25 protein-coding genes are annotated in these 26,643 nt (G+C 48.1%); 3 read left to right on the top strand and 22 right to left on the bottom strand.

The annotated features are described in order from the left end of the window. Positions 1-125: 125 nt before the first annotated feature. Positions 126-1,043 (bottom strand): acetamidase/formamidase family protein, encoded by a 918-nt coding sequence (locus tag H9X84_RS01835; RefSeq protein ID WP_205132619.1) that lies wholly within the window; start codon positions 1,041-1,043, stop codon positions 126-128. A 98-nt stretch (positions 1,044-1,141) separates the two neighbouring features. Between H9X84_RS01835 and H9X84_RS01830 the strand changes: the two genes are divergently transcribed. After that, on the top strand, positions 1,142-2,008 hold the full coding sequence (locus tag H9X84_RS01830; protein ID WP_205132618.1) for a LysR family transcriptional regulator: 867 nt from the start codon (positions 1,142-1,144) through the stop codon (positions 2,006-2,008). Here the strand turns inward: H9X84_RS01830 and H9X84_RS01825 are convergent. From H9X84_RS01825 to H9X84_RS01755, 15 genes are all read right to left on the bottom strand, one after another. Further along, positions 2,001-2,921 carry an AEC family transporter gene (locus H9X84_RS01825; RefSeq protein ID WP_205132617.1) on the bottom strand — a complete coding sequence of 307 codons (921 nt, stop codon included), beginning with the start codon at positions 2,919-2,921 and terminating at the stop codon, positions 2,001-2,003. The genes H9X84_RS01830 and H9X84_RS01825 overlap by 8 nt on opposite strands. A gap of 170 nt (positions 2,922-3,091) precedes the next feature. Further along, entirely contained in the window at positions 3,092-4,555 is a 1,464-nt protein-coding gene (locus H9X84_RS01820) for a stalk domain-containing protein (RefSeq protein WP_205132616.1), read from the bottom strand. A gap of 245 nt (positions 4,556-4,800) precedes the next feature. Next, positions 4,801-5,043, bottom strand: coding sequence for an HPr family phosphocarrier protein (locus tag H9X84_RS01815; protein WP_205132615.1), 243 nt, complete (start codon positions 5,041-5,043; stop codon positions 4,801-4,803). Beyond that, positions 5,040-5,993, bottom strand: coding sequence for a DNA-binding protein WhiA (gene whiA, locus H9X84_RS01810; protein WP_205132822.1), 954 nt, complete (start codon positions 5,991-5,993; stop codon positions 5,040-5,042). Before whiA ends, H9X84_RS01815 begins: the two co-directional genes overlap by 4 nt. A 44-nt stretch (positions 5,994-6,037) precedes the next feature. After that, on the bottom strand, positions 6,038-6,910 hold the full coding sequence (gene rapZ / locus H9X84_RS01805; RefSeq protein ID WP_205132614.1) for an RNase adapter RapZ: 873 nt from the start codon (positions 6,908-6,910) through the stop codon (positions 6,038-6,040). Between the two features lie 24 nt (positions 6,911-6,934). Beyond that, on the bottom strand, positions 6,935-7,843 hold the full coding sequence (gene murB / locus H9X84_RS01800) for a UDP-N-acetylmuramate dehydrogenase (protein WP_205132613.1): 909 nt from the start codon (positions 7,841-7,843) through the stop codon (positions 6,935-6,937). Between the two features lie 15 nt (positions 7,844-7,858). Beyond that, positions 7,859-8,788: an HPr(Ser) kinase/phosphatase gene (hprK, locus tag H9X84_RS01795; protein WP_205132612.1), complete on the bottom strand. Its 930-nt coding sequence runs from the start codon at positions 8,786-8,788 to the stop codon at positions 7,859-7,861. A 72-nt stretch (positions 8,789-8,860) separates the two neighbouring features. After that, positions 8,861-10,711, bottom strand: a complete 1,851-nt coding sequence (uvrC, locus tag H9X84_RS01790) for an excinuclease ABC subunit UvrC (RefSeq protein ID WP_205132611.1) — start codon at positions 10,709-10,711, stop codon at positions 8,861-8,863. A gap of 97 nt (positions 10,712-10,808) precedes the next feature. Next, positions 10,809-12,440: a putative polysaccharide biosynthesis protein gene (locus tag H9X84_RS01785; protein WP_205132610.1), complete on the bottom strand. Its 1,632-nt coding sequence runs from the start codon at positions 12,438-12,440 to the stop codon at positions 10,809-10,811. A 56-nt stretch (positions 12,441-12,496) separates the two neighbouring features. After that, positions 12,497-14,332 (bottom strand): translational GTPase TypA, encoded by a 1,836-nt coding sequence (gene typA, locus H9X84_RS01780; protein WP_205132609.1) that lies wholly within the window; start codon positions 14,330-14,332, stop codon positions 12,497-12,499. 218 nt (positions 14,333-14,550) lie between these two features. Further along, positions 14,551-14,751, bottom strand: coding sequence for a cold-shock protein (locus H9X84_RS01775; RefSeq protein WP_205132608.1), 201 nt, complete (start codon positions 14,749-14,751; stop codon positions 14,551-14,553). A 112-nt stretch (positions 14,752-14,863) separates the two neighbouring features. Continuing rightward, positions 14,864-15,331: a ribonuclease HI gene (rnhA, locus tag H9X84_RS01770; protein WP_205132607.1), complete on the bottom strand. Its 468-nt coding sequence runs from the start codon at positions 15,329-15,331 to the stop codon at positions 14,864-14,866. Next, positions 15,328-16,023 (bottom strand): 2-C-methyl-D-erythritol 4-phosphate cytidylyltransferase, encoded by a 696-nt coding sequence (gene ispD / locus H9X84_RS01765; protein WP_205132606.1) that lies wholly within the window; start codon positions 16,021-16,023, stop codon positions 15,328-15,330. The genes rnhA and ispD overlap by 4 nt, the downstream gene beginning before the upstream one ends. Before the next feature lie 66 nt (positions 16,024-16,089). Further along, a complete protein-coding gene (locus H9X84_RS01760; protein ID WP_205132605.1) occupies positions 16,090-17,166 on the bottom strand; it encodes a PIN/TRAM domain-containing protein in 1,077 nt (358 codons plus the stop codon). 72 nt (positions 17,167-17,238) lie between these two features. Further along, positions 17,239-17,697 carry a CarD family transcriptional regulator gene (locus H9X84_RS01755; protein WP_205132604.1) on the bottom strand — a complete coding sequence of 153 codons (459 nt, stop codon included), beginning with the start codon at positions 17,695-17,697 and terminating at the stop codon, positions 17,239-17,241. Positions 17,698-17,854: 157 nt separating this feature from the next. Between H9X84_RS01755 and H9X84_RS01750 the strand changes: the two genes are divergently transcribed. Then, positions 17,855-18,748 carry a DegV family protein gene (locus tag H9X84_RS01750; RefSeq protein WP_205132603.1) on the top strand — a complete coding sequence of 298 codons (894 nt, stop codon included), beginning with the start codon at positions 17,855-17,857 and terminating at the stop codon, positions 18,746-18,748. A 46-nt stretch (positions 18,749-18,794) separates the two neighbouring features. Here the strand turns inward: H9X84_RS01750 and H9X84_RS01745 are convergent, their stop codons facing one another. The 3 genes from H9X84_RS01745 to H9X84_RS01735 all read right to left on the bottom strand — a co-directional run bounded on the left by H9X84_RS01745 (position 18,795) and on the right by H9X84_RS01735 (position 22,439). Then, positions 18,795-19,442 carry a sugar O-acetyltransferase gene (locus tag H9X84_RS01745; protein WP_205132821.1) on the bottom strand — a complete coding sequence of 216 codons (648 nt, stop codon included), beginning with the start codon at positions 19,440-19,442 and terminating at the stop codon, positions 18,795-18,797. 77 nt (positions 19,443-19,519) lie between these two features. Beyond that, entirely contained in the window at positions 19,520-22,057 is a 2,538-nt protein-coding gene (locus H9X84_RS01740; protein ID WP_205132602.1) for a M56 family metallopeptidase, read from the bottom strand. A 4-nt stretch (positions 22,058-22,061) separates the two neighbouring features. Continuing rightward, positions 22,062-22,439: a BlaI/MecI/CopY family transcriptional regulator gene (locus H9X84_RS01735; protein ID WP_205132601.1), complete on the bottom strand. Its 378-nt coding sequence runs from the start codon at positions 22,437-22,439 to the stop codon at positions 22,062-22,064. Between the two features lie 160 nt (positions 22,440-22,599). On the opposite strand from H9X84_RS01735, the gene asnA reads away from it, so the two are divergent. Then, positions 22,600-23,607 carry an aspartate--ammonia ligase gene (gene asnA, locus H9X84_RS01730; protein ID WP_205132600.1) on the top strand — a complete coding sequence of 336 codons (1,008 nt, stop codon included), beginning with the start codon at positions 22,600-22,602 and terminating at the stop codon, positions 23,605-23,607. Between the two features lie 103 nt (positions 23,608-23,710). Here asnA and H9X84_RS01725 read toward each other — a convergent pair whose 3' ends face one another. The 3 genes from H9X84_RS01725 to H9X84_RS01715 all read right to left on the bottom strand — a co-directional run bounded on the left by H9X84_RS01725 (position 23,711) and on the right by H9X84_RS01715 (position 26,637). Beyond that, a complete protein-coding gene (locus H9X84_RS01725) occupies positions 23,711-24,829 on the bottom strand; it encodes a glycosyltransferase family 2 protein (RefSeq protein WP_205132599.1) in 1,119 nt (372 codons plus the stop codon). Between the two features lie 61 nt (positions 24,830-24,890). Next, positions 24,891-25,841 (bottom strand): nucleoside hydrolase, encoded by a 951-nt coding sequence (locus H9X84_RS01720; RefSeq protein WP_205132598.1) that lies wholly within the window; start codon positions 25,839-25,841, stop codon positions 24,891-24,893. Positions 25,842-25,962: 121 nt separating this feature from the next. After that, a complete protein-coding gene (locus H9X84_RS01715) occupies positions 25,963-26,637 on the bottom strand; it encodes a V-type ATP synthase subunit D (RefSeq protein WP_205132597.1) in 675 nt (224 codons plus the stop codon). Between the last annotated feature and the right edge of the window lie 6 nt (positions 26,638-26,643).

Raw genomic sequence — 26,643 nt, 5'->3', positions numbered from 1 at the left:
CATTATATCCCTAATCCCAAAAAGATACAATATGCAAATTCCCCGGATTCCATACAGTTTCCCACTGCGCACACAATCATTCGTTCTCTGGCGGACACGCCTCTGTTTTTCTGATTTCCACACTTTCAAATGACAGGTGTTTTTGATTCCAGAATCTCCGACCGCATTCGCCTGGGCAGCCGCTCCAGAAATTCTTCGCCGACTCCCAGACGGACTGTTTTCAAAGGATTGACCGCCTGACAAATTTCTAAATTTCCAATCAAATTCAGCAGTCGTACCGTATCTTCCCGTTTCCAGCCCTCATATTCCGTCAAAAGACCGCACAGATCCACGCAAACCTGCTTCGCCGCCTCGTCCAACGTTTCGGCGGAAGACAAAAGATACCAGCATCCTTCTGCATACACCATAGGAGAAGGCAGGCGAACTCCGCTGATTACTTCCACGCGCATCCAGACCGTTCCATAGGTTTCCAACCCGCTGTATCCGACTTCTCCATCTGCCATCAGGCCATGCAGATCTCCTGCCGAAAGCAGACCGCCTTCCACAAAAACAGGTAAATAGACCACAGCCCCCTCCTTTATGAGCCGGCAGTCCAGATTCCCTCCATGGGCCCCAGGCAAAAGGGTAGGAATCTCCCTCTCTGCCGGTGCAGTTCCCAAAACACCAATCATCGGAGAGAGCGCCAGTTTCTTTTCTCCATAACAAAAGCTGGTCTCCTCCAATTCATACACCTGAAAACTATCCTCTTCTACCAGTTCTCCCAGACAGCCTTTCCCCGCGACGCTTTCGATGACAGCCTTCTTGCCCAGCTGGATGTTCCGAATCTCTATACGCAGCACATCCCCCGGCATAGCGCCTTTCACATAGACCGCTCCCGTTGCCGGATTGGAGGGCGGCATTTCTTCTTCCGCCGTCCCGTAATACATATTCCCAAAACAGTCCAGCGTATCCAGCGCAAAAAGTTCCCTCGGCTCTACCACAGCCGCCACCGGATTATTTTTTGAAAATTTCTCAATAATATATTCCGTTGTAATCTTTTTCATCGTACCGCCTCCTTTTTTTCATTATATCTGATGAATTGACATTCCACAAACGAATCTTTATCATATTAAATATGATAAAATAGAATGATTGTGATTTCATGATACAAAAATACAGAGCTTATTTATCCGTTATCCATACCGGCAGCATCACAAAGGCGGCAAAACAGCTAGGCTATACACAGTCCGCTGTCAGCCGTATGATCGCCCAGCTGGAAGAGGAATGGGATCTGCCGCTGCTGCTGCGCAATCGCGGAAATCTCAGCCCCACCTCAGATGGTTTGGCTCTTCTGGAAGAACTGCGCAGTATCTGCCAGTCACAGGAAACGTTGGAAGAAAAGATTCACCGGCTTCATAAGGCCGAGGCCGGCTTTGTACGAATCGGCGCCTTTTCCAGTGTCAGTGCCTCTTTTCTGCCTCATATTCTTGGAAAATTCCAAAAAGCATTTCCCCAGATTTCCTTTCAGCTCTTTCACGGAGAGTACGCACAGATCAGGGAGTGGCTTCGTCAGGGCATCATAGACTGCGGCTTTTTGCCTTTGCCTGCGGAGGCGGATCTGGAAATACATCCTCTTCTGCAGGACAGACTGGTTGCCGTGCTGCCCATGGACCATCCTATGGCCAAGGAACAGACTTTCCCTCTGTCGGCCTTTGGGGGCCAGATCCTTTTGCAGCCGGTGGAAGAGCGGGATCAGGAAATCCGGCGTATCCTCGCTCAGCTGCCGTTGGCACAGGCTATGATCCATGCCGTCAGCGATGACCACGCCATACTTTCCATGACGGAAGCCGGTCTGGGCATCAGCCTTCTCCATGAACTGGTGGCGGACACCTCCCGTTTCCGGGTCGCGGCTGTCCCAATTCATCCTGCCTCTGTCCGTACCATTGGTATCGCCATAAAAAAGAACGCCCCAGTCTCCAAAGGTACCGAAGCGTTTCTGTCTCATCTGTCCCACTGCCAACTCAGCTGAATACGACCGTCAGCACCGTAAAAGCGGCAATAGAGATCAATGTATATAAAGATATGGTCGTAGAAGTATACGCCTTATCCCGCTCATCCACAGCATAGAGCGGACTCATAAAGCAAGGCGGCATAAAAGCATACAGAACAATGGCGATAAACATTTCCCGTTCTGTAACAAACCGGCTAAGAATCAGCCATACGCCCGCCAGAAGCACAGCCTGCAGAACCAGTCTGATCGCCGCGGATTTCCCCGCCGCCGTCAGGACCCGTCTGTCCAGCTGGAGATCATAGCCAACACACAGCAAAATCAGTGCGGATACTGGTGTAGTAATCATGCTCACTAAAGCGGAATAGATTCCACCCACAGAAGAAGCCGCCACCTTTGGCAGGATTCCCGTTACCCCCAGAATCATACCGATAGCTACACCATACATGGCAGGTGCGTGCAAAACAGTATTGAGCAGTTCTCTGCCGCTGTTCTTTCCTTTCCCTGTGGCCGTAATCAATGCCAGATATACGGTAAAGGTAAAAATACAGTTTGCCATATCTAACGTTGCAATATTAGACAGCATCGCAGTTCCGCAGATTGCCATATACAGCGGATACCCCATCATGCCACCCTCAAAGCTGGCTGTCAGAAAGGGCAAATATTTTCCACTGCCGCCCACCAGCGGACGAAACAGGTACCCGGCCCCCAGAGCGATCAGCAGCTGCACAAACATGACAATCAGGATCAACAGCGTCGTGGCGTTATATTCCGCAGTTCCCAAAGCATCTACCAATACCACCGGCAGCATGATATTGGTAGCCAAAAGCTTGATCCCATCCATACCTTCTCTTGAGATCAGCTTCATACGGCTGCATGTCATCCCCAGTGCCAGCATGACGAATACCGGCAGCACAATCGATAGCACTTCCATAGACTCCCCCTCTTTCTTTTACAAAAAATACCTAAAGAAAAGTATACGTCAAGTACTACACTTTCTCAACTATAAATTTAGAAAAAACAGACTTTTGCCCATGAAAAAAAGCAGAAAGACTCTTCCGCCAAAGAACCTTTCTGCTTTTGATTTTTCAAAATCCATCCTGCTTATGGATTGCAGATCTTGCATCCACGGTATCCCTGTGCCAGTGCCTCTGCCGCCGAAGGCAAGGATACCTTATTTTTCTCGCTCATCCGGGCCACCGAGCTGCAGTCCGCTCTATGGAAGATCATGGAATTGCTGTTTCCAATGTAAACGGCCGTACTTTCCACCGGCTGAGATGCCGCAGGCTGCGAAGGCGTTGTAACCGGCGCCGCAGCGGACACAGAGGAAGTGGTCTGGCTGCCGCTTTTGGCGCCAACATCCGCCATTGTCAATTTTCGGCTTGTCTGGAAAGAAATCTCACTGCCGTCTGTTGTCATCACAATATCCCCGGAGCGGAAGGTGCCATATACAGCTGCGCCGGTATTCAAATATGCCGAAAGGGCTTCCTGATGAGGATGTCCATAGCGGTTATCCAATCCGGCGGAAATCACCACATACTCTGGCTGTACCCGCTGCAAAAAGGCGGCACTGCCCGCGGTACGGGAGCCGTGATGCCCCGCTTTCAAAACATCCACATCGCTGAATCTGGAAAGATTGTTCTGTTCTACCTCCGTCGAGGCGTCTCCCATGAACAAAACCTCCACATCATCATAATCCAGCAGTGTAATCACACTGGTATCATTGGCGTCTGTATAATTTCCGCTCATAGGAAGGATCTCCAGTTTGGCACCGCTGGGCAGTTCAATAGTTCTCCCCTGATCGGCAGTTTCATACACACACTGCTCCGCGGTACGTTTTTGGCTGTACAGCGTATAGATCGCGGAGTCCGCGCTTTTTCCGCTGTCGATAACCATATCCACCGTGTAGCGGTCAAATACCGCCGGAAGTCCGCCGATATGGTCCTCATGGGCATGGGTAGCCACAAGAACATCCAGATCTCCGTCCACATACCCGGATAAATAGGAAACCACCTTACTGCCTTCCGCTTTTGTACCGCCGTCAATCAATACCTCAAAATCTCCATCGTCGATCAATATGGCATCCGCCTGATCCACATCCAGAAAATGCACCTGAATCTGGCCATTCTCATTTACGGAAAGAGAGACCTCTACCATATTTTCCGCACCATTCCAGACAACCTTTGCCCCAAAGCTTTCCAGAACCACACGAATCGGCAAATAGGTTCTGCCACCCTGAATCAATGCCGCCGTATCATTTTCTACCTTTACACCATTACGGTAAATATTCTTCTCACCGATGGGCGCTTTAACTACAATACCATCCTTGGAGGCCACAGCCGTCTGTGTATTTTCCTCCCATGATACCTCGCAGCCAAATTCCTCCATTGTCTGGCGAAACGGCACTTGTGTCCTGCCCGCCGTATCCACAAACGGCTTTCCCGAGGAAGATGTATAGACCACTTTGTCCCCGTCGATGGAGACACCGATGCCCTCACTTTCTCCCACTCCTACTACGGGAAGCAATAAAAGCATTCCCATCAAAAGCGCAACGACAATCTTTTTCAATGTATTGTCCCCCTTTCCATTACTTTGCTCTCATTATATCACAATTCGTAATTCTCATTCAATCATAATACGAACATATATTTGTTTTTGTCGATTTTATATAAAAAAACAGTTTTATTTATAAAACATACGTTCCTTTATTTTCACAATTTGCATAATTAGAACACAAAAAAACAAGGAGGTCCGTTTTCGGGACACCCCTTGCTCTCATTTCTATTTTCTTTCGTATTTTTAACCAGTGGAGATCAGGATAATACCTCAGCCAATTCGTTGACCGCCGCTTCTTCGTCCACACCTTCGGCAATAATCAGCGCAGACTGTCCTTCCTGCATATCCAGTGCGATGGTACCCATGATGCTTTTGGCATTGATTTTCTTGTCCTCAATGGCAATACGGATTTCGCTCTTGAATTTGCCTGCAGTCTGTACAAAGAAGGCTGCCTGTCTTGCGTCTAAAGCCGCTTTGATCGTAACTGTTTTTTGTGTCATTCTACTTCACCCTTACCCTCTCTCAAAGATTCCGCGATACTGCTGATTTTACGCAAACGATGATTAACGCCGGATTTTCCCACAGGCTCTGAAAGATATGTTCCCAGCTCCTTCAGACTCTTATCCGGGTATTCCAGCCGCACCCTCGCCAGCTCCTCCAGCTGTTCCGGCAGCTGCCCCAGACCTATGGTCTGTTCAATATAGGCAATATCCTCCAGCTGTTTTACAGCAGCGCCGACCACCTTGTTCAGATTTGCCGTTTCGCAGTTTACCTTTCTGTTGATATCATTGCGCATTTCCTTTACGATCCGAACATTTTCCAGATCCATCAAAGCCACATGCGCTTCCATGACATTAAACAGATCTACGATCTGCTCTCCTTCTTTCAGATATACAACAGAATGGTCTTTTCTTTCCACCATTTTGGCGTCTAATTCAAAGGAATTGATCAGGTCTTTCAGCTGTACCGCCAGCTCCGCGTCAGAAAGAACAAATTCCAGATGATAGTTCTTTTCCGGATTATTTACTGAGCCCGCCGCAATAAAAGCCCCTCTCACATATGCCCGCCGGCAGCATACAGATGCCGTCACAGGAGGATAAATACAGTTTTTCAGTCTGCTCTCTCCTCTTTGACGATGCAGCACGCCGACTGCCATCAAAACCCGCTGCGCATCCGCAGAATCCCGGATCAAAAGAAGATATGACCGCTTTTTCCGGCTGCCGCTGCGTACGGATAATTCAACTCTAATATTAAAAGCATTTTTCAATAATGTAAAGCACTTTTTCACTACAAAAAAATTCTCTGTATGTATTTTTAAACAAAAAGAATCTCCAAAAGTGACGATCTGTCCACACATATTTATATAGGCAGCCAGTTCCGCGATCATACAATGACGGGCATTCCCAAAATGGGCGGACAACTCCTCTTTAACCTTATATGAAAATGACAAATTTGCGATTTCCGTCATAAAATCCTCGTTCCTTCTTCTTCCTTTCAGCCTTTTCTCTTGGCATCTTTTTCAATGTCATTATGCTTCAAAAGGACTGTATGCTTTTCCTGACTCAGCGCCGCGAACAAAGCGTTTGCCAATGTTACTGAACGGTGTTTTCCGCCTGTGCATCCAATGCTGATGACGAGGCTGTTTTTTCCCTCTTTGATATAGTGAGGGATCAGGAATTCCAGCATATCCACCAGCTTGTCCAAAAAGGCCCGGCTTTCCTCAAACCCCATCACATAATCACTGACCGGGGCATCGTTTCCTGTCAGTTCCTTCAATTCGGAAATGTAATAGGGATTAGGCAGGAAGCGCACGTCAAATACCAGGTCGCTGTCCGGCGGTATCCCGTATTTGAACCCAAAGGAACAAACAGTAATAACCAGATTGTCGAATTTCTCATCATCCTGAAAGATCCGGTTGATCTGCTCCTTCAATTCTCTCGTTAATACATTGCTGGTATCAATAATATAGGTCGCCTTCGACTTTACATCCCGCAGCATTTCCCGTTCCTTGGAAATGCCTTCTTCAATGGACCCCTTCCGGGACAACGGATGACTCCTTCTGGTTTCTTTATACCGTTTGATGAGTACACTGTCCTTTGCGTCCAAAAACAGGATCTCGTATTCATAGCCGCTTTCCTGCAGCTGGAATAATACGGAAAACAGATCATAAAACAGTTTTCCGCCACGGATATCAATTCCGATAGCTACCCGTTCAAAGCCGCCGTCCTGCTCAAAACAAAGCTCCGCAAATTTGGGCAGAAGCGCCGGCGGCATATTATCTACACAAAAATAGTTGATATCTTCCAGAAAACGCAGCGCCGATGATTTCCCGGCACCGGACATCCCCGTAACAATCACGAACCTCACAGACGAAACACCTCCCTTTCCGTCTTATTGCTCCCCGATAAATTTCACTTCCGTTTCCAGCTTTACGCCAAACTGCTCCCATACCGTATCCTGGCAGATCCGGATCAGATCCAAAATATCCTGGGTCGTGGCACCTCCCTTATTCACCAGAAAACCGGCATGTTTTTCCGAAACCTGCGCACCGCCTACACTCCGTCCTTTTAGTCCGGCATCACTGATGAGTTTTCCCGCAAAATATCCCTGCGGTCGTTTAAAGGTGCTTCCCGCGCTGGGGTACTGCAAAGGCTGTTTTTCCCTGCGTTGTTTTGCCAGTTCCGCCATTTCCTCCCGGATCTTTTCCTGATTGCCCTTTTTCAGGCGAATCACACCGCCCAGAACGATATATTCCTTTTCCGGCACGATGCTGTGACGGTAGGAAAGCTCCAGTTCCTCCGCCGGCAGCGACAGAACCTCCAGATCCTTTGTCAGTACATCCACACTGACCAGAACATCCTTCATTTCACCGCCATAGGCCCCCGCATTCATCACAACGGCACCGCCAAAAGTGCCAGGGATGCCGGAAGCAAAAGCAAAGCCTTCCAACGACGCATTTGCTGCCTCCGCCGCCACTGCGGAAAGCAGCGCGCCGCATTCCACATGGATCTCCTCTCCACTGACCTGGATCTTCTGCATTCGGCTGTACAGCTGGATCATGGCGCCGCGATAGCCTTTATCGCCTGCCAGCAGGTTGCTGCCGTTGCCCAATATATAATAGGGGATATTGGCCTGGCGCAGCTTCGAAATGGTTTCTTTCAGCTGCTGTGCAGTTTCCGGCATCAGAAAAAGATCCGCCGGGCCGCCTGTTTTAAAGGTTGTATGCAAGGCCATGGATTCCTGTTCCAGAAGGCCCTCCGCTCCCAATATTTCTTTTAAACACGCTACTGTCTTTTCCATGGCATACTCCTCTGTTTACTTTGAATTTTTGCACTTCATCATCAGTCTGGCTTCCAGCTCTTTCGCCGTATTGGTGCCCATTTTCTTCTGACGGTTGGTAATGGCCGCAGATTCACAGATTACAGCCACATTTCTGCCGGGACGAATGGGGATAGTGTTACAAAGAACTTTATTCCCCAGGATGTCAATATATTCCTCGTCCAGACCAATCCGGTCATAGCCGCCGGTGGTGCCGTCCCACATTTCCAGACGGATCACCAGGTCAATGGTTTTTTTCATTTTGATTGCGCCGACGCCAAACAATTCCTTTACATTGATGATACCGATACCTCGCAGTTCAATGAGATAACGGATCAGCTCCGGACAGGAGCCTACCAGCTTCTTATCCGCGATCTTCCGGATTTCCACAGCGTCATCCGCCACCAGACGATGGCCTCTTTTAATCAGCTCCAGTGCAGTTTCGCTTTTGCCGATACCGCTGTCTCCAATAATCAAAACGCCTTCCCCGTAAATATCCACCAATACCCCATGGACAGTCTCCCGATCCGCCAGTTCGTCATGAAGCCAAACGATCAGTTCCGCCACAAAGCTGGTAGTCGTATCCTGGGTACGGAAAATCGGCACACCGTATTTTCTCCCGTAATAAAGCATTTCCGGGAAAATCTCCAGATTTTTACAGATAATCAGACAGGGGATATGATACTCAAACAAATGGCAGATAGCCTGACGGCGTTCTTCCGGGTCCAGCGTCAATAGATAGCTGTGCTCTACCCGTCCAATGATCTGTACTCTGTCATTGTCAAATCTCTCATAAAATCCTGTCAGCTGAAGGGCAGGACGGTTGACTTCCTTCCGGCTGATGACCCGTCCTTCCAGGTCAATCTCCGGCAGAAGATTTTCCAGTTCAAATCGTTCTACAAATTTTTTAATATCCGCAGAATACATTTCCGCAACCCCTTTCCTCGCCAAACAATATGATTACTATTTTATCATACCGAAAAATACAAAAGGATGCAATCAATCTCCATGGAAAAAAGCATAAACCGCTTCCGCCGAGGGGATATTCATTTCCTCCACCTCCAGCAGTTCCGCCACCTCCGCCTGCGCGATCCGCTCCACAGAGCCAAAATGACGCATCAGCGCCTTTCTTCTGACCTGACCGATGCCCTTGATATCATCCAAAGCGGAATGGAGGGCTTTTTTCTGCCGCAGCTGTCTATGGTAGGTAATAGCAAAACGATGCACTTCATCCTGTATCCTTGTCACCAGACGAAAACCTTCCGAGGACAGCGGAAGGAGAATTTCTCTTTCGTCAAAAAACAGCCCTCTGGTGCGGTGCCGGTCATCCTTTACCATGCCGCAGACAGGGATCTCCATGCCAAATTCCGCCAGTACCTCCTGGGCCGCGTGGACCTGTGTCCTGCCGCCGTCCATGAGGATCAAATCCGGCAAACGGGTAAAGCTGTCGTTCTTCCCTTCCATTTGTACCTTGATGCCATGATTCAGCCTTCTGCACAGTACCTCCTGCATGGAAGCAAAGTCATTGGCCCCCACTACTGTTCTGATCTTAAATTTTCGGTAATCACTGTATTTCGCCTTTCCGTCCTCAAAAACCACCATAGAGCCCACAGACTCAAATCCCTGAGTATTGGAAATGTCATAGGCCTCTACTCTATGCAGTGTCTGGGGCAGACCGAGAGCCTGCCGGATTTCCTCCATAGCCCCTTTCGTCCGCATTTCTTCCCTGCGCATCCGCTCCCCAAACTGTTCAAAAACAAGGTTGGCGTTTTTGTAAGCCAATTCCACCAGCTTCTGTTTCTCCCCTTTTTGGGGCAATGTGAAAGTCACCTTGCTGCCCCGCTTTTCCGAAAGATATTCCTCCAGCAGCGGTGTTTCCTCTTCCAGCAGCGGCTCCTGCAATATGATTTCTTTCGGAATATGGGCCGTGCCGCTGTAAAACTGCGTAACAAAGGCTGTCATAATCTCGCTTCGGCTCTGCTCCTCCGGCGCCGTCAGCGTAAAATTCTCCCGGCCCGTCATTTTGCCGTCCCGGATAAAAAATACCTGTACCAGGCACTGGGAAAAAGCCCGCACCAAAGCGATGACATCCGCCTCCTGCATTACCGTATTCGCCATTTTCTGTTTCTGGGCAATACTCTGGATGGCCTGTATTTTATCCCGGAGAGAGGCGGCCTTTTCAAACTCCATTTTTTCCGCCGCTTCCATCATCTCTTTTTTCATTTTTTTCAGGATATCCTCATGACGTCCTTCCAGGAAATCCATAGCGTCCTTTACGTAAAGACCGTATTCCTCCTTGGTTATCTGCCCGCTGCATGGCGCCAGACACTGCCCGATATGATGGTTCAGACAGGGACGCTCCTTACCGATGTCCCTCGGAAATACCTTCTTGCATTTTCGAATGGGAAAGAGCTTATGGAGGGTCTCAATGGTTTCCTTCATGGCAAGGCCGTCTGTAAAAGGCCCGTAGTATTTGGCCTTGTCTTTTTCTCTTCGCCGTGTAGCAAAAATCCTGGGAAAATCCTCCTGGAGGGTCACTTTGATATAGGGATAGGTTTTATCATCCTTCAGCATGATATTATATCTTGGGCTGTGCTTTTTGATCAGATTACACTCCAAAATCAGCGCTTCCATCTCCGAATCGGTGACGATATATTCAAACTCGGCAATATGCGGCACCATGCTTTTTGTTTTCAGCGTATGATTTTTACTGCTCTGGAAATACTGCCGCACACGGTTGCGCAGATTGATGGCCTTCCCCACATAAATAATCTCGCCCATATCGTTTTTCATCAGATAAACACCGGGCTTCTGCGGCAGCTTTTTCAATTCCTCCGCAATATCAAACATCAGCTTCCCTCCTCTCTTTTTTCCTCTGGATATACAGAAGGGGAGCAGCCGGAAAAATCTTCATTTTCCCCTTCCACTCCCCTGTTTCTTCTAAAAATTACAGCAGATGACACCGCCGCAGCATTGGTATCAGTCTGGTTCCCCCGGGAATATGCTGGAGGTCATCCTCCGTGATCCCTTTGATAACCAGCATAACCAGACCATAAATCACAATAGCGATGGCAATGGCGATCAATGTGCAGGCTGTGTTATTGGGCAGCAGCAGATACAGCCCATGATATACCCCCAGCGCTGCGGCGCCCATAATGGCAGAGCCAATGATGGGTTTCAGGAAACTGCCCATAATATCAAATTTTGTTCCTGTATAACGGGACAGCATAGCAACATCAAATACCGCCGCTACGAAATAGCATCCCGTGGTGGAAAGCACCGCCCCATAAATATTCAGGCTGGGTCTGGAAATCAGAAGCAAATTCAAAATAATCTTGGCGACCGCTCCCAGCAGGGCGCCGACCACCGGTACTTTGATACGTCCAATCCCCTGTAAAATCCCCGTAGAGGTCTGGCAGAGGGCCAGGAAAATAATGGAGACCGCTCCCACTGTCAGCAGGCTTCCGCCTTCACTGGCGCTGGGAAATAACATAGCAATAATCTGTGTGCCCAGGGCGCCGATCCCAACAGCGGCGGGCACAGAAATAATCATGGAAATACGATAGGTCAAATCCATTTTCTTACGTACCTGTTTCTTCTCCCCCAGCTTTACGGAAGCGGCAATACTGGGCAGTACCGCCGTTGCAATGGCCGTGGAAATAGATACCGGCAGCGTCGTCAATGTCACATACTTACCGGAAAGCTGTCCATAAAGAACTTCTGCTTCATCATGGGTATAGTTGATGCTTTCCAGAATCCGCATCACCATACTCATATCAATCAGATTGGTGATACTAAACACAGCCGTTCCCGCAATAATAGGCCAGGCCGTCTGCAACACCATTCCCACAGCTTCCTTCCTGCTGATCTCCACTGGCTGATGACATCGTCTTGCTCTTCTGGTCAGTGTAGGGCGGATCAGCATATAACTAAAGACAACAACCACCAATCCGGCAACAGCGCCAACACCAGTACCCATAGTACCGCCAGCAGCCCCCAGAGGAATATTTTTTGTCATTCCCTCTGGAATATACAGTCCTAAGAATACATAGGCCAGATAAACGCTGAAAAATGCATTAAAAATCTGTTCTATGATCTGTGAGATTGCTGTGGGAACCATGGTATTCATTCCCTGGAAATATCCGCGGTATGCTGACATCACCGCAACAACCAAAAGCGTAGGTGCCAAAGTTTTCACGCAGTAAGAGCTTTCTGGTATCCCAGAAATCACAGCGATTCTGTCACTGAATACAAAAAGTATGATGCCGAAAAACAAACCCATACTCACCGAAACGATCAGTGCCGCCTGAAATACATGATGAGCGTTTCGATACTGCCTGAGCGCCAGACGTTCTGAAACCAGCTTGGAGATAGCCGCAGGCAGCCCGGCGGAAGAAAGGATCAGCAAAAAGGTATAGATATAATACCCAGCGCTGTATATGGCATTTCCCTCGTCCCCGATCATATTGGTCAGGGGCAGACGATAGACAAAGCCCAAAAAACGCACCAGGATACCAGCAGAAGCCAGAATCGCCGCCTGCTTTACAAAAGATCCTCTTTTTTTCACCTTCACCGCCATGGGTACACCTCTATTCCCTTCCACTGTTTTCCTGTTTTTTCAAAGCAGTTTCTTACTTATGCCTGTTTCCCGTGGATTCTAAATTTTCTGCGCTGATTGCAGTCAAGTATTTTTTTCCGCATACGAAGACTAACTGGTGTTACTTCTACCAGTTCATCATCACCAATAAATTCCATACACTGCTCCAGAGACATCTGGATAGGCGGAGTCAAACGAAGAGCATCGTCAGAACCCGATGCACGTGTATTGGTCAGCTGTTTTTTCTTGCAGACGTTAATATCCATATCATCGGCTCTGGCGTTGCGGCCCACGATCATCCCTTCGTATACCTTTACGCCGGCGCCAATGAACAGATCGCCTCTCTCCTGTGCGTTATACAGACCATAGGTAATGGCCTCACCGCTTTCAAAAGCCACCAGAGATCCCTGAGATCTGGTAGGGATCTCTCCTTTGTAAGGAGCGTAGCCGTCAAAAATAGAATTCAAAATACCGTTACCCTTGGTATCTGTCAAAAATTCATTTCTATAACCAATGAGACCTCTGGCGGGGATAGAGAACTCCAGACGGGTATAGCCGCCTTTGGAAGGCGCCATATTGGTCATTTCCCCTTTTCTTGCCCCTAGTTTCTCAATGACATTTCCCACAAATTCTTCCGGTACATCAATGGTTACTGCTTCCATAGGCTCGCATTTTTTGCCATCGATCTCGTGATACAGAACTTCCGGCTTGGATACCTGGAATTCATAGCCTTCTCTGCGAAGGGTCTCGATCAGAATAGACAGATGCAATTCCCCACGGCCAGAAACCTTCATGGCGTCCATAGAATCTGTATCCTCTACCCGCAGGCTCACGTCTGTATTCAGTTCTTTATACAGTCTGTCACGAATCTGACGGGAGGTAACATATTTTCCTTCCTGACCGGCAAAGGGGCTGTCATTGACAGAGAATGTCATGGAAATAGTAGGTTCCGAAATTTTTACAAAAGGCAGCGCTTCCGGTTTCAGAGGAGAACAGATGGTGTCCCCGATCATAATGTTCTCAATACCGCTGAGAGCTACGATACTGCCTACGCTAGCCTCTTTTACCTCTACTCTCTGCAAGCCGTCAAATTCATATAGCTTTGTAATGCGGACCTTTTTCTGGGTTTCCGCGTTGTGCATATTCAAAACCACCACTTCGTCATTGACATGGATGGTGCCGTTTTCGATTTTGCCAATACCGATCCGTCCCACATATTCGCTGTAATCAATGGTGGAGATCAGTGCCTGCAAGGGCGCGTCCGCATCGCCTTCCGGCGCGGGAATATGGTTCAGAATGGCCTCAAACAGCGGCTTCATATCTCCTTCTCTGGCTTCCGGATCTTCGGAAGCGTAGCCGCCTCTTGCGGAAGCGAATACAAAGGGAGAATCCAGCTGCTTATCGTTGGCTTCCAGTTCCAGGAACAGCTCCAGGACCTCGTCCACCACTTCCTGGGGACGCGCCTCCGGTCTGTCTACCTTATTGACACAGACTACAACAGGATGATCCAGTTCCAGCGCCTTGCGCAGAACGAATTTTGTCTGGGGCATAGGGCCTTCAAAGGCGTCTACCACCAGAACAACGCCGTCAACCATTTTCAGAACACGTTCTACCTCACCGCCGAAGTCCGCGTGTCCCGGTGTATCAATAATATTGATCTTTGTATTGCCATAGTGAACAGCAGTATTTTTAGACAGGATAGTGATTCCACGTTCCCGTTCAATATCTCCGCTGTCCATGACACGTTCCTGTACCACCTGGTTGGAGCGGAAGATACCGCTCTGACGCAGCATCTGATCCACCAGTGTGGTTTTGCCGTGATCGACATGGGCAATGATAGCTACATTTCTGATATTCTCAATTTTCTGTCTCATGATCTCAAACTCCGTTTCCTTCTTTTCTTACGTACATCATATTATTTTAGCACAGCCCTGTTTTTGATGCAATTATTTCTTGACAAAAAACCCCATTTTCCCCCGATTGTTCACAGAAAAAACCCTTCGCATTCCTGCGAAGGGTCTCTTGACATAACCGAATGATATTCTATATCCTTTCAATGCGTAAGCATCTGCAATTCAATAAATAAGATTGATTAAGCCTTTGTTACGTTTGCAGCCTGAGGGCCTTTTGCACCCTGTACTACTTCAAATTCTACTTCCTGGCCTTCTTCCAGAGTCTTGTAGCCTTCAGCCTGGATTGCGGAGAAATGTACGAATACATCATCTTCGCCAGGTACGGAAATAAAACCGAAGCCTTTTTCTGCATTAAACCATTTTACTGTACCTTTTTTCATTGATAAATCCTCCTACTAAAAAAATAAAAATGTTACATCCCGATACTACCATATATTTCTAAGGGTGTCAATGCATATTTCCCCTGCGGATTTTTCATTTTTATTACATTTTTTACATATTTCCGTAATTCTCGTCTTCCTGCAGGTCCCCGGAAACAATGGCCGCCCGTGCCAGTTCGTCGCAGCGCTCATTCCCCGGATTATCGGCATGTCCCTTGACCCACTGAAACCGCACTTTATGCCGTTCCAGCTGTACCAGCAGCCGTTCCCACAGATCCACATTGGACGCCTTCTCCTTCTTATTCCGGTACCAGCCATTGGCCTTCCATTTTGTAACCCAGCCTTTTTCAATGGCATCCACGACATATTTGGAATCACTGTATAATATGACACTGCAAGGCTCTTTCAGCGCCTCCAGCGCCGCAATAACCGCCAGCACTTCCATACGATTGTTGGTTGTCAGACGATACCCGGCGGAAAGCTCCTTTCTGGCACTGCCATACATCAGGATCGCGCCATAGCCGCCGGCCCCCGGATTCCCGGAGCAGGCGCCATCTGTATAAATCACGACTTCCTTCATGCTTTTTCCTCCCTGATAAACGCTTCCGCGATCACAAGATCCTCTTTTGTCGTAATCTTGATATTGCGGTAGTCTCCTTTGGCCACATAGACCTGCCGTCCCATATGCTCCGCCACAGACGCATCATCTGTTCCCAGAAAGCCGTCCGCTTTCGCTTTTTCATAGGCACGGCAGATCAGTTCCCGCTGAAAGGTCTGGGGGGTCTGTATCTGCCATAAGGTACTGCGCTCCGGCGTTTCCACCGCCATCTGGTTCTTGTCACAGACCTTAATGGTATCCTTTGCCGGAACACCGATGACACAGCCGCCATAACTTAAAGCGCCCTCAATGCTTTCCCGGATCATCTCCTCTGTCACAAAGGGACGGACGCCGTCATGAATCAATACGACCTCCGTTTGAGCGGACAGCAGCTCCAGCCCATTTGCCACAGAATCCTGGCGTTCCTTGCCGCCCAGCGCCACCTGACGGATTTTCTTCCAGCCATATCGGTCACAAAGCTCCTGTACTTCTTCTCTGCCTTCTTTTCCCGCCATCAGGATAATTTCATCCACCGAGGGACTGGCCTCAAACTTTTCTACCGTCCAGGCAAGGATTTCCTTTCCGCAGACCGGCAAAAACTGCTTGCTGATATCTGTGCCCATCCGTTTTCCTTTTCCTGCCGCCATAATGACGGCCGTGCAGTAGGGTCTCATGGTTTCTCTCCCTTTCGTAAAAATAAGGGGATAACGCCTGAAAGCCTTATCCCCGCTTTTCCTCGATCACGCAGCCGCGACCAGCTTTGTAAAGATCATACGGCCTGCCGCCGTCTGAAGCACACTGGTAACCACAACGGTTCTTGTTTCTCCAATATGCTTGCTGCCGCCATCCACAACGATCATCGTGCCATCGTTCAGATACGCCACACCCTGGCCCGCTTCCTTACCAGCCTTGATGATGGTCACCTGCATTTCTTCTCCCGGCAGCACCACCGGCTTGATGGCATTGGCCAGCTCATTGATATTCAGTACCCGAACACCCTGGAATTCCGCGACCTTATTCAAATTAAAATCATTGGTCACCACGAAGGCATCCATGCTTTCCGCCATTTTCAGCAGCATTGAATCTACTTCCATGGGCTGATTTACACTGAACTCCTTGATTTCCACCGGAACTGCCAGCTGTTTTTGGATCTCATTCAAAATATCCAGACCACGTCTGCCCCGATTCCGTTTCAATCCATCCGCCGAATCCGCAATATGACGCAGCTCTTCCAGCACAAAATCCGGAATGATAATCTTGCCTTCAATGAATCCAGTCTGAAGAATATCCATGATCCGACCGTCAATGATTACACTGGTATCCAGTATTTTAGGGCGCCCATATACGACGCCTTCCTGCATCAGCGGATGATTCTGCATCAAAATCCGCTGAAGGTTGGTCACATTGACTTCATCCTTCTTTTTTCTGGCCACACGGAACCCCAGCACACCAAAAAGGATATTCAGCAAAACTACAATAAATGTCCCTGCCGCACCGAATCCCCGGAAGGCCAAACCGATCAAATTGGCGATCATCAGACCAAACAGACATCCCAGTACAGAGAAAAACAATTCTTTGACATTCATTCTGGACAGCCTGTCCTCCGTCTGTGCCAGCCGCCGCATCATCATTTCCGTCACAGCCGATGCAATGATAAAATAGAATATGAGTCCGGTCAATACCGCCAGTCCTATGGGCAGATATCTTGTAAAATGTGTTTCCAGCTGGAATACATTCAGTATGAAAATAACATGTAAGATTGCGTACATCGCCGCCGTAACCAGCAAACTAATGATAATTTCAAGCAGCTTTTTCATCTCTTTCACCCCCTTTCGCCCAGCGCCACGGAAAAAAGTATAAAACCCCTCCTGCGCCTTATTCAAATTTTATCAATAATTCATGAAATTGGCAAGGAGTTCTTTCGCTTTTTTTTCGTCAATATCCAAAATAAATCGGATTTCACTTTGTATAATTTGTCTAGCCAGGCGTTTCATGCGGATCTCACTGGCGGACAACGGCTTTTTCCGCTCCTTTTCCTCCAGCCGGCGTAGCACTGATGCTACCTGTTTGATTTCTCCGCTTTTCAGGCTTTCGGCGTTCTCCTTTCGCTGCTGTCGCCACGGCTTCTCCTGTGGGATCTGCGCAGTCTTTCCCGCTTCCAGCTGTTGAAAAAAATCCCCTTTTGTCAGAGGATAGCGCAGTCCGATGGCCGCTGCCCCTTTTTGTGAAACTTTAATATTAACATTCTCTTCCGCCAGATGGATCTGATAACTTCCGTCCTCCGCGATCCCTACCACCGTTCCGATGCCATGAAGCGGATAGAAGATGGTTTCCCCCGCCAAAAACATACGCATCCCTCCTTTTGGAGAGTATCTCCAATTATTGAATATTTATACAAAATGCATCCAGTTTCTTATACTACATAACGTGTTTTTGTATATTGTAAATTGGCGTATTCTGTGCTAAATTTATGTTAAGAATATGATTCTCAGGAAGGAGGCGCTTATGTCTAACGTTTTTATTTTTTCCGACGGGTCCTGCGACCTGACCAAAGAAGAGTCTGCTCGTCTGGGCATCTCTGTCATTCCTTTTTACGTATCCATGGGTGGACATCAATATCAAAAAGAACTGGAGGAATTGTCTCTGGATGTCTTTTATCGCTTTATGCTGGAGGAAGACGGCTTTCCTTCTACCTCTCTGCCCTCTGTCCACGACTATGTGGAAGCGTTTACCCCCGTTCTGGAACAGGGCGGGCAGATCATCAGCTGCCACATCACCCATACCCTCAGCGGTTCCGTGCAGTCGGCCCAGACTGCCAAGTTGATTCTGGAAGAGACCTATCCGGATGGAGAAATCTACATCATCGATAGCTGGAACGCCACCGGTTCTCAGGCCCTTCTTCTGAAAGAGGCCGCAAGAATGCGGGATGCCGACAAAACCGCTGTCCAAATCGCTTCTTATCTGGAGCAAGCCAAGGAAGACGCACGGATTATTTTCATGATTGGCGGCCTGAAGCATCTTCAACAGGGCGGACGAATCGGAAAAATCGCCGCACTTTCCAGCAGCCTTCTGAAAATTAAGCCCGTCATCATCCTCAAGGGCGGAGAAATCCATGTAGGCGGCGCTGTACGCAGCCGGAAAAAAGGACTGCAAAAGCTGGCGGAACTGGCGCTTTTCCATTTTCAGGAATCGGGAGAGGACCCATCACAGTATCTGGCAAATATCGGTGTTACGGATTTGTTTGAAGAGGTTCCTCTTTTGCGGGAATATTTGCGGCAGCATCTTCCTTCCCTTCCTCTGGAGCCTTTTTATCAAATTGGCGCCACCATTTCCAGCCATACCGGTCCCGGTACCACCGGCGTCTGCTTTGTAAAACGCTTTGAAGCATACAATCTGTAAAAAATAAGGCCATCGGAAGATTCCTCTTCCAACGGCCTTTTTATGCTTATTTCTTTTTCAGATTATAGGAAAAATGTTCCCGATCCTCCGGCAGGATCAAATCTTTTTTGCTGTCTGCCTCTGTTATTTTCCGCACCGGACGGCAGGGATTCCCATAGGCCAGATACCCGGAAGGAATATCCTTTGTCACTACGCTTCCCGCGCCAATGACCACATCATCCCCGATATGCACGCCCCCGGTTACAATGGCGTTGCAGGCGATCCATACATTATTCCCAATATGGATCTCATCGGCGTATTCCGCCATGGTGGTCTTTCCTTCCTCATCCAGCCCCATTCGTTCCTGCGCGATCAAAGGATGGGAGGTAGCCATTAAAGATACATTCGGCCCAAAACAAACATTATCCCCAATATAAATTCTGGCGTCATCCATGACCGTCAGATTGAAATTGGCAAAAAAGTTTTCCCCGATAAAGGTATGAGAGCCATAATTAAACTGAATGGGTCCCTGAAAATAATATACGTTGCCGATACCGCCGATAAACTCCTTCACGATCGGCAGACGATCCGGATCGTACTCGTCCATCTGGTTATATCTGAGGCAGGCGGCGTGGGCCTTATGCTTAATATCCTTCAATTCCTGTTTTCTTGGGTCGAACATTTTTCCCGCGAAAATCTTTTCTTCCTCTGTCATTTCCATCATCCTTTCCAAAAATATCTCCTTCGTCTATTTTAGCACACCCAGGAACATACTTCCAGAAAGAATCCGTCTTATGCCAACCGCAGGAATTTGGAGATTTCCGTCTTTGTATCTGGTTCCATATAGGAGCCATCATAAATATAAGGCCCGTTTTGTGTGACTCCGACAATCTCCAGATAAGAAATCATATTTTCATACAGCAGTCTTGTAATTTCGTCAGAATCATAAGACATCATCCTCTGTGCTACTACGTCATTGGGTGCCATGGCTTTAATGGAAGGCTCATACTGGCTGCCATCCTTTGCCCAACGGACATCAGAGATATTCCATCCACCTTCTTCCTTCGTAAAGAACAAGCTGGCCGGAACGCTGGACCCGCTGATTTGTTTCATGCAGTACCCCTTTTCCTTCACCCGCATGAGACAATACTCTCTTGTATGCACCACACAGCTGACAGTCATCCAGTTCTCTGATTTCGAGATATCTAAAATCAGAGGTGCAAAAATCGTCATCCTATGCCCATCTCCGGCCTCCTGTTCATACAGTGAAGACAGCGCTTCATAGACAGCTTGTACATCGCTGTTCTTGGATATCACCGTAGAAGCTGCCGCTTCTTTGGAAAGCGACAGATAGCTGGTCTGCGGCATAGCGGCATACTGTTTTTCCATACCCTTGTAAAAAGAACCAAGATAAACAGAATCCAGAGCGTTGTAAAAACTATACCACTGGGCAGGTGTGGTCTGTGCCAGTTCCGCCGGATCCTTCTCACCAAAGGCGATCTGATCCGCTGCCAGCATCATAACCATGCTTTCCGTATCCTCCCCGGCATAAACAGCAAAATGACTGAGACAATAGATCAGGGTATCATCCCCCAGTTTGCACAAAGCGTCAAACTCCGGCTGCTGGCGGATTTTCTCCGCCCAGGATGTAAAATCTCCCTCCATTGGCAGTTCTGCCAATGTGGCAATATATTGCCCTGCCTGCCTCTGGTTTTCTTCCCACGTTGCGGATGTTTCTGCAAAAGCATCCTCTGTCAGCGGAGAATCAAAAAGCTGACTCAGTTCCTCCACAAAAGTTCGGAAAGTTTGCGGGTCTGCTGTAAAGGAACGCAGGTCTGTATCCCCATAATATTCCTCCGCCATTTTGCGGTCATAACGATAGGTTACCAAAACAGCGTTTTCTTCTCCATGGATGGTGTATTCCACAAAATCAGCGTTATTTACCAGTGCCAAAAACAAATAGGCGTTTCGTTCAAATGCGGCGTCATCTATTTCAGAGGAAATGGTTCCCACAAAGGTCAAATGACGATTGACCCCCATTGGCGCCGTCTCATCGGTAAACAACTCCATGCCCTCATCGTGAAAGGCCAGATATTCCGGCAAAGGCAGAAGCCCAAGAATTTTGCCTACGGCGGAGGCATTTCCGATATAGTCTGTCTGTGCGCTGTAAAGCTTTGAGATCAAATCTGTCTGTTCTGTTTGCTGCGGCTCTTCCATCTTTTGGCAGCCAACCAGATTCACCGCGAAAAAAATCATGATTACCAAAGCAAGTTCTAAGAAGCGGGTTTTCTTTTTGGGTTTCACATCCATAATGTGCTCCAATCTGTTTTTCAACGTCTTTTTGTTTTCCATAAAAGCTGTAGACATCCGGCTTCTCTTTCTATTGCCCTCCCGAATGCTGTTCAGGATAGTCATACAATAGTTCTTTTTCTCCTCCTCAGACAAATCCCGCACAACTTCCTCATCACAGCCCATTTCTATGATCTGATCCATTTTCCGTACATACAGATGCACAAAGGGATTAAACCAGTGCAGAGTCTGCAAAATCAACATCCCTACTTTGCTTGAAAGGTCTCCCCGTATGGCGTGAACCAGTTCATGGCATAAAATCCATTTCGTATCTCTCATATCCCGATCCTGAGAATCTATATAAATCTCCTGCCGAATCAGGCCAACGCAGAGCGAACTGGGAAGCCCTCTATGATAATAGATCGCAGGCCGCTCCCAATCCTGTTTTTTCCATCGTTTCTGATACTGCGAAAATATCATGGCATACTGATCCAGAATCTCCGGGTCCTTGATCCGTTCCCTGCCCCGACGCAGATAGACGGTCATTCTGGCATATTGTATGATATGATACATCAAAAAAAGCAGCGCACCCATCAACCAGATGGAAAAGAGACTAAACCGGAATCCAGAAGCCATCTCCTCCGGCGGCTGTGAGGATACTCCCAGAAATTCCTCCCGTTCCTTTAAATCCGCTCCATCAGAAACAGTGACATTTATTTCCTGATTCCCGGAAACCAGTTCTTCTGTCTGCGTTGACAGCGGAACTGATACGGCATCCTCCACACCATCGCTTTCCCAGTGGATCACAGAGGGAATCGACACCAAAAATCGATCCATCCTCGCATTTGCGTAAATCGTTGGAAAAACAGATATGAGTATCATCAGATTGAGGCAGATCCACATCCAGCCATAGCCCAACCGTTTCCCCAGCACCTTTGCAGCGCAAAGAAGCAGAAGTACAGAAATCGTCACGCCGGGCGTAATGGCCCAAATGGCCTGAAACATCCATTCCAGCAATCTAATCAAAAGATTCTGTTCCATTCCTTTACGCCCCTCCTCTCGTCTTTTCCTCAATGAATTTCGCCAGTTCGTCCAAATCCTCGTCTGTAATGGAATTGCTCTGATACAAAGAGGCCACCAGCTTTGTCAGAGAATTTGCGTTGACTTTCTGCAAAAACAGACTGTTTTCAAAAGCCAGATAATCTTTCTCCTTTATCTTCGTCTGATAATACCGGCTCTTTCCTTCTTTATAGGAATCCAAAAATCCACGGTCAATGAGACGATTCAACAGTGTCTGCAAAGCGGATATATTCCATGGCCGATGCTCTTCCAGCAGTTCTTTGATCTCTGATGTGGAAAGCACACGTCCCTCCTTCCATATCACCTGCATGATCTCCAGTTCCGTATCTGGTAATTTCTGCATAATTTCCCTCCTTTCTATTCCTACATCTGTATGTTTTACTATATCATACACTTGTAGGAGTTTTCTGTCAATGCTTTTCCTCCAAAGAAAACGGGTTTTCCTTGACTTTTCCACCGTTTATGATATGCTAATAAAGTGATTTAAGAAAGAGGGTGTTATTATGAGCAAAACATATATTCCTGAAGGCTATCAGTCCGTCCTGACATTATACGAAACACAAAATGCCATCGGCCTGATCCATCAGACATTTGAGGAGCATCTGTCCCAGACACTGAATCTGAAACGGGTATCCGCTCCCCTGTTTGTGGACCCCAGCACCGGCTTAAATGATAATCTGAACGGTGTGGAAAGACCCGTCAGCTTTGAAGTACCCGCCACCGGCGTAACAGCCGAGGTCGTACATTCTCTGGCAAAATGGAAAAGAATGGCGCTTTACCGCTATGATTTCCGCCCCGGCAAAGGTCTTTACACCAATATGAACGCTATCCGCCGGGATGAAACTCTGGATAACCTTCATTCCATTTATGTAGATCAGTGGGACTGGGAAAAAGTCATCACTCCGGAGAAAAGAAATTTACAGGAACTGAAATTCACTGTTCAGGGCATCGTCATCTGTATTTGTGATACCCTGGAGGTTCTGAAGAAAAAATATCCCCGCATCAAAACAGAGCTGTGCCGGGAAGTTACTTTTATCACCTCTCAGGAGCTGGAAGACAAATATCCCGACCTGACACCGAAGGAACGGGAAAACGCCTTTGTTAAAGAACACAAAACTGTCTGCATCATGCAGATCGGCGACAAACTTCGTTCCGGCGAACCTCATGACGGACGTGCGCCCGACTATGATGACTGGCAGCTGAACGCGGACCTGCTGTTCTATAATCCTGTTCTGGACAACGCTCTGGAAGTCTCCTCCATGGGTATTCGTGTTGACGCGGCTTCTCTGGACAGCCAGCTGACAAAAGCAGGCTGCGACGACAGACGTCAGCTGACCTACCACAAAATGCTGCTGGAAGGCAAACTGCCCTGCACCATCGGCGGCGGTATCGGTCAGTCCAGACTGTGCATGCTTCTTCTGGGCAAGGCGCACATCGGTGAAGTACAGTCCTCTATTTGGGATCAGGAAACCATCGATGTTTGTGAGAAAGCAGGCGTTACACTGCTGTAAACCACAAAAAGCAAAATATTCATTTCTTTTTGAAAGAAATGACGGATCAAAACAACACGCTGAAATCCTCTGTGTTACAAGGATTCCAGCGTGTTGTTCTTTTTTATAAGGATGTTCTCAGGCTTTCACTTGTCACATTTCCGGTCTCTGATTCCTTTTTCTGCCGGAAATAATTTCGATTATACGCCACCGCCGGATCATTTGGTTTCCATAGCGCCGCCATTTCGTTGCAGGTTTCGGCCCTCTCGTATTCCCCCAGCCGGTCATAGCAAACACAAAGCTGGATACAGGGCAAATATCCATAGCAGTCCTCCTGAACAAATCCGCCGGTCTGCTCTCTTTCCCGGCGCAGCGCCGTTTCATACCAGAAGGCTGCCTTCCGCCATTCCTTTTGCCGGAAATAGATCCCACCCAGCATACAGCAGGTCTCCGCCCGGGGCAGATCCAGTAAAAAGCTGTCATACAGCACACGAAGCTGTTGTTCCTCCTCTCCCAGCCTTCCATAACATTCCGCTAGTTGACGACTGGCTTCCAACTGATTTTCCAGCCATCCGTCCGGACGCTGTAAAAATTCACGAAAAGCAGCGGCCGCCTCTTCGTTCCGATCATGATAATACAATTCCCGACCATAATAATACAGTTCCCGGGCAGAGAAGTCACAACCCTCTGCCAGCATGGTTTCATAAATCCGCAGGTTTCTGTCTCCATCATGGGGCTTTTCCTTTTTATGGCGGATATGCACATCTCCATAAACCACCTTTCCCCACGGCGTAATGACTTCATGAACTCTCCCCTGCCAGCGGCTCAAGGGACCTCTGCGCAGAATACGCTCCCGAAAATAAGTAAAGATAGCTCTGCCTTCCTCGTCAAACGCCACATCATAGGGCGTCATCACCACATCCGGCTGCTCCTGATCCAGACGATTTTTCCATTCCGCCAAACGCCGCTGGTTTTCCTCGTCCAGAACATCATCGGCATCCAGCCACATGCAGTAATCCGATACGGCCAGAGAAAAAGAATAGTTTCGGGCGGCGGAAAAATCCTCCTGCCACGGGAAATCAAAAACTTTGGCCCCTTCCACAGCAGCGATCTGCCTTGTTTTATCTGTGGAACCCGTATCCACTACGATCATTTCGTCCACGATCCCCTTTACTCCTCGCAGACAACGAGCCATGGTCTCTTCCTCATTTTTCACGATCATACACAGGCTGATGGAAGCCATACAGCCACCTCCAAAGACCTTTTCCTTTCAGTCTATGAAACTTTCTGTGCTTCGTGCCTGTTTAAATAGCCTTTCGGAACAACGCCGTTAATGTCTCCACAAAATGTCTTTCTACCTTTTCACTGTCCACACCAACGCAGACCTTTACTCTGGGTTCCGGCGTCCTCAGCTTGGCAGGATCACCAATGGTACGCCCTGTACCTTCTCCTTCCGTAATTACCGTCATATGCATGGGCAGCATAGTAAACCATTCGGGATGTGCGGCACAAATGACCGCAGAGGGATCATGGAGATAGGATGCTGTTGCGCCGCTGTGGGGATGCTGCGCAATATAATAATCTACCATATCGGCAAATACCCTGCCGGACATGGTCTGTACCTGACGCCAGGTCTGCGTATCCTGTTTCGTCAGCTGAGAACGCTCGGTGACATCCAATCCCACCATAGTAAGATCGATACCGCTTTCAAAAAGGAATTTTGCCGCATGAGGGTCCTTGGAAATATTGGCCTCGGCATAAGGGCTTACATTTCCCGGCACAGTCAAAGCACCTCCCATTATGACCACAGGCCCGATGATCTCTTTCAGCAACGGCGCCTGCTTTAATGCCAGTGCCAGATTCGTCAAAGGCCCCGTTGCTACAATAACCAGATCCTGACGGTATTTTGTAATGGCCCAGATCAGGAAATCCACGGCTTTTTTTTCTTCTATGGGTCTGGATGCCATAGGCAGATCAACATCTCCGACACCATTTTCTCCGTGGATTTTCGCGCTGATCTCATGGCGGAGATACCGTTCTGTATGCAAACTATGCTTCGCGCCACAGTAGACGGGTACATCAGAATGGCCCAGTACCTGCAATACATTCAGCGCATTCTGCGCACCTACTTCCGTATAAACATTTCCGTATGTCCCTGTTACACCAATCAGTTCAAAATCAGAACTTTCCACTGCATAGGCCAGCGCCATGCTGTCATCAATACCAGTATCCAAATCCAGAATCAGTTTTTTCATGCTGATCCCTCCTTTTGCGCTTATTTTTGTTTTATTATACCGCAGCTGATGTTTTTTTGCATTATGCAAAAAAACACGCGGGATATTTTTGATAAAATATCCTGCGTGTTTTTTACGAAACTCAGGCGTGTGCCGCCTCGTCCCGCGTTCTCTTTTCTTCGATGGCTTTTTTCAAAACCATATCCTTTACCTTCATCATTCTGGTTGTGCCGGCTCTTTCGTTTTCTTCCAGCTTCATGGCGATGAATTTAATGGTTTCCTGATAGTTGGGGATCATAACGTTTTCCAGCGCGTTTACACGGCGGCGGGTACGTTCGATCTCCTGCGCCAAAAGCTGTGCTGTTTTTTCACTTTCCGCCAGCCGCAGCAGCGGTTCCATGGCGTCAGAGAAGGAATTCATGGCGCTGTCCAGTTCCCCGGAGGTAAACGCCATACCATAGGGATAGATATCGCCGCTGCCCTCTTCCTTCTTAAAGTCAAATACAGGCACATTTACGCTCATGATGTTTCGTCTGGTCACCTTAACGGAGACAGCCTGCTGGGGGATCATCAAGGACTCGGACAGAGAGCTTTCGCTCATGACCGCTCTGGCGATAATGAAGTTGCGATAAGCCTCTTCCAAGGCCGCCTCCGCCTGCTCACGCAGACGTTTATTTTCTCTGACAATCTCCAAAAACTGCTTCATCAGTTCATCCAGTTTATCCTTCAGCAGTTTATGCCCTCTGGTCGCCGTTTTCAGCTGACGTTTGAGCCTGGTCATTTCCATTCGGGTAGGATTGACGTTTAATTTCGTCACAGTTCA

This window comes from Anaerotignum lactatifermentans, assembly GCF_016902535.1.
Lineage (GTDB): Bacteria > Bacillota > Clostridia > Lachnospirales > Anaerotignaceae > Anaerotignum > Anaerotignum lactatifermentans_A.
This window is presented reverse-complemented; position numbering and strand designations above follow the sequence as displayed.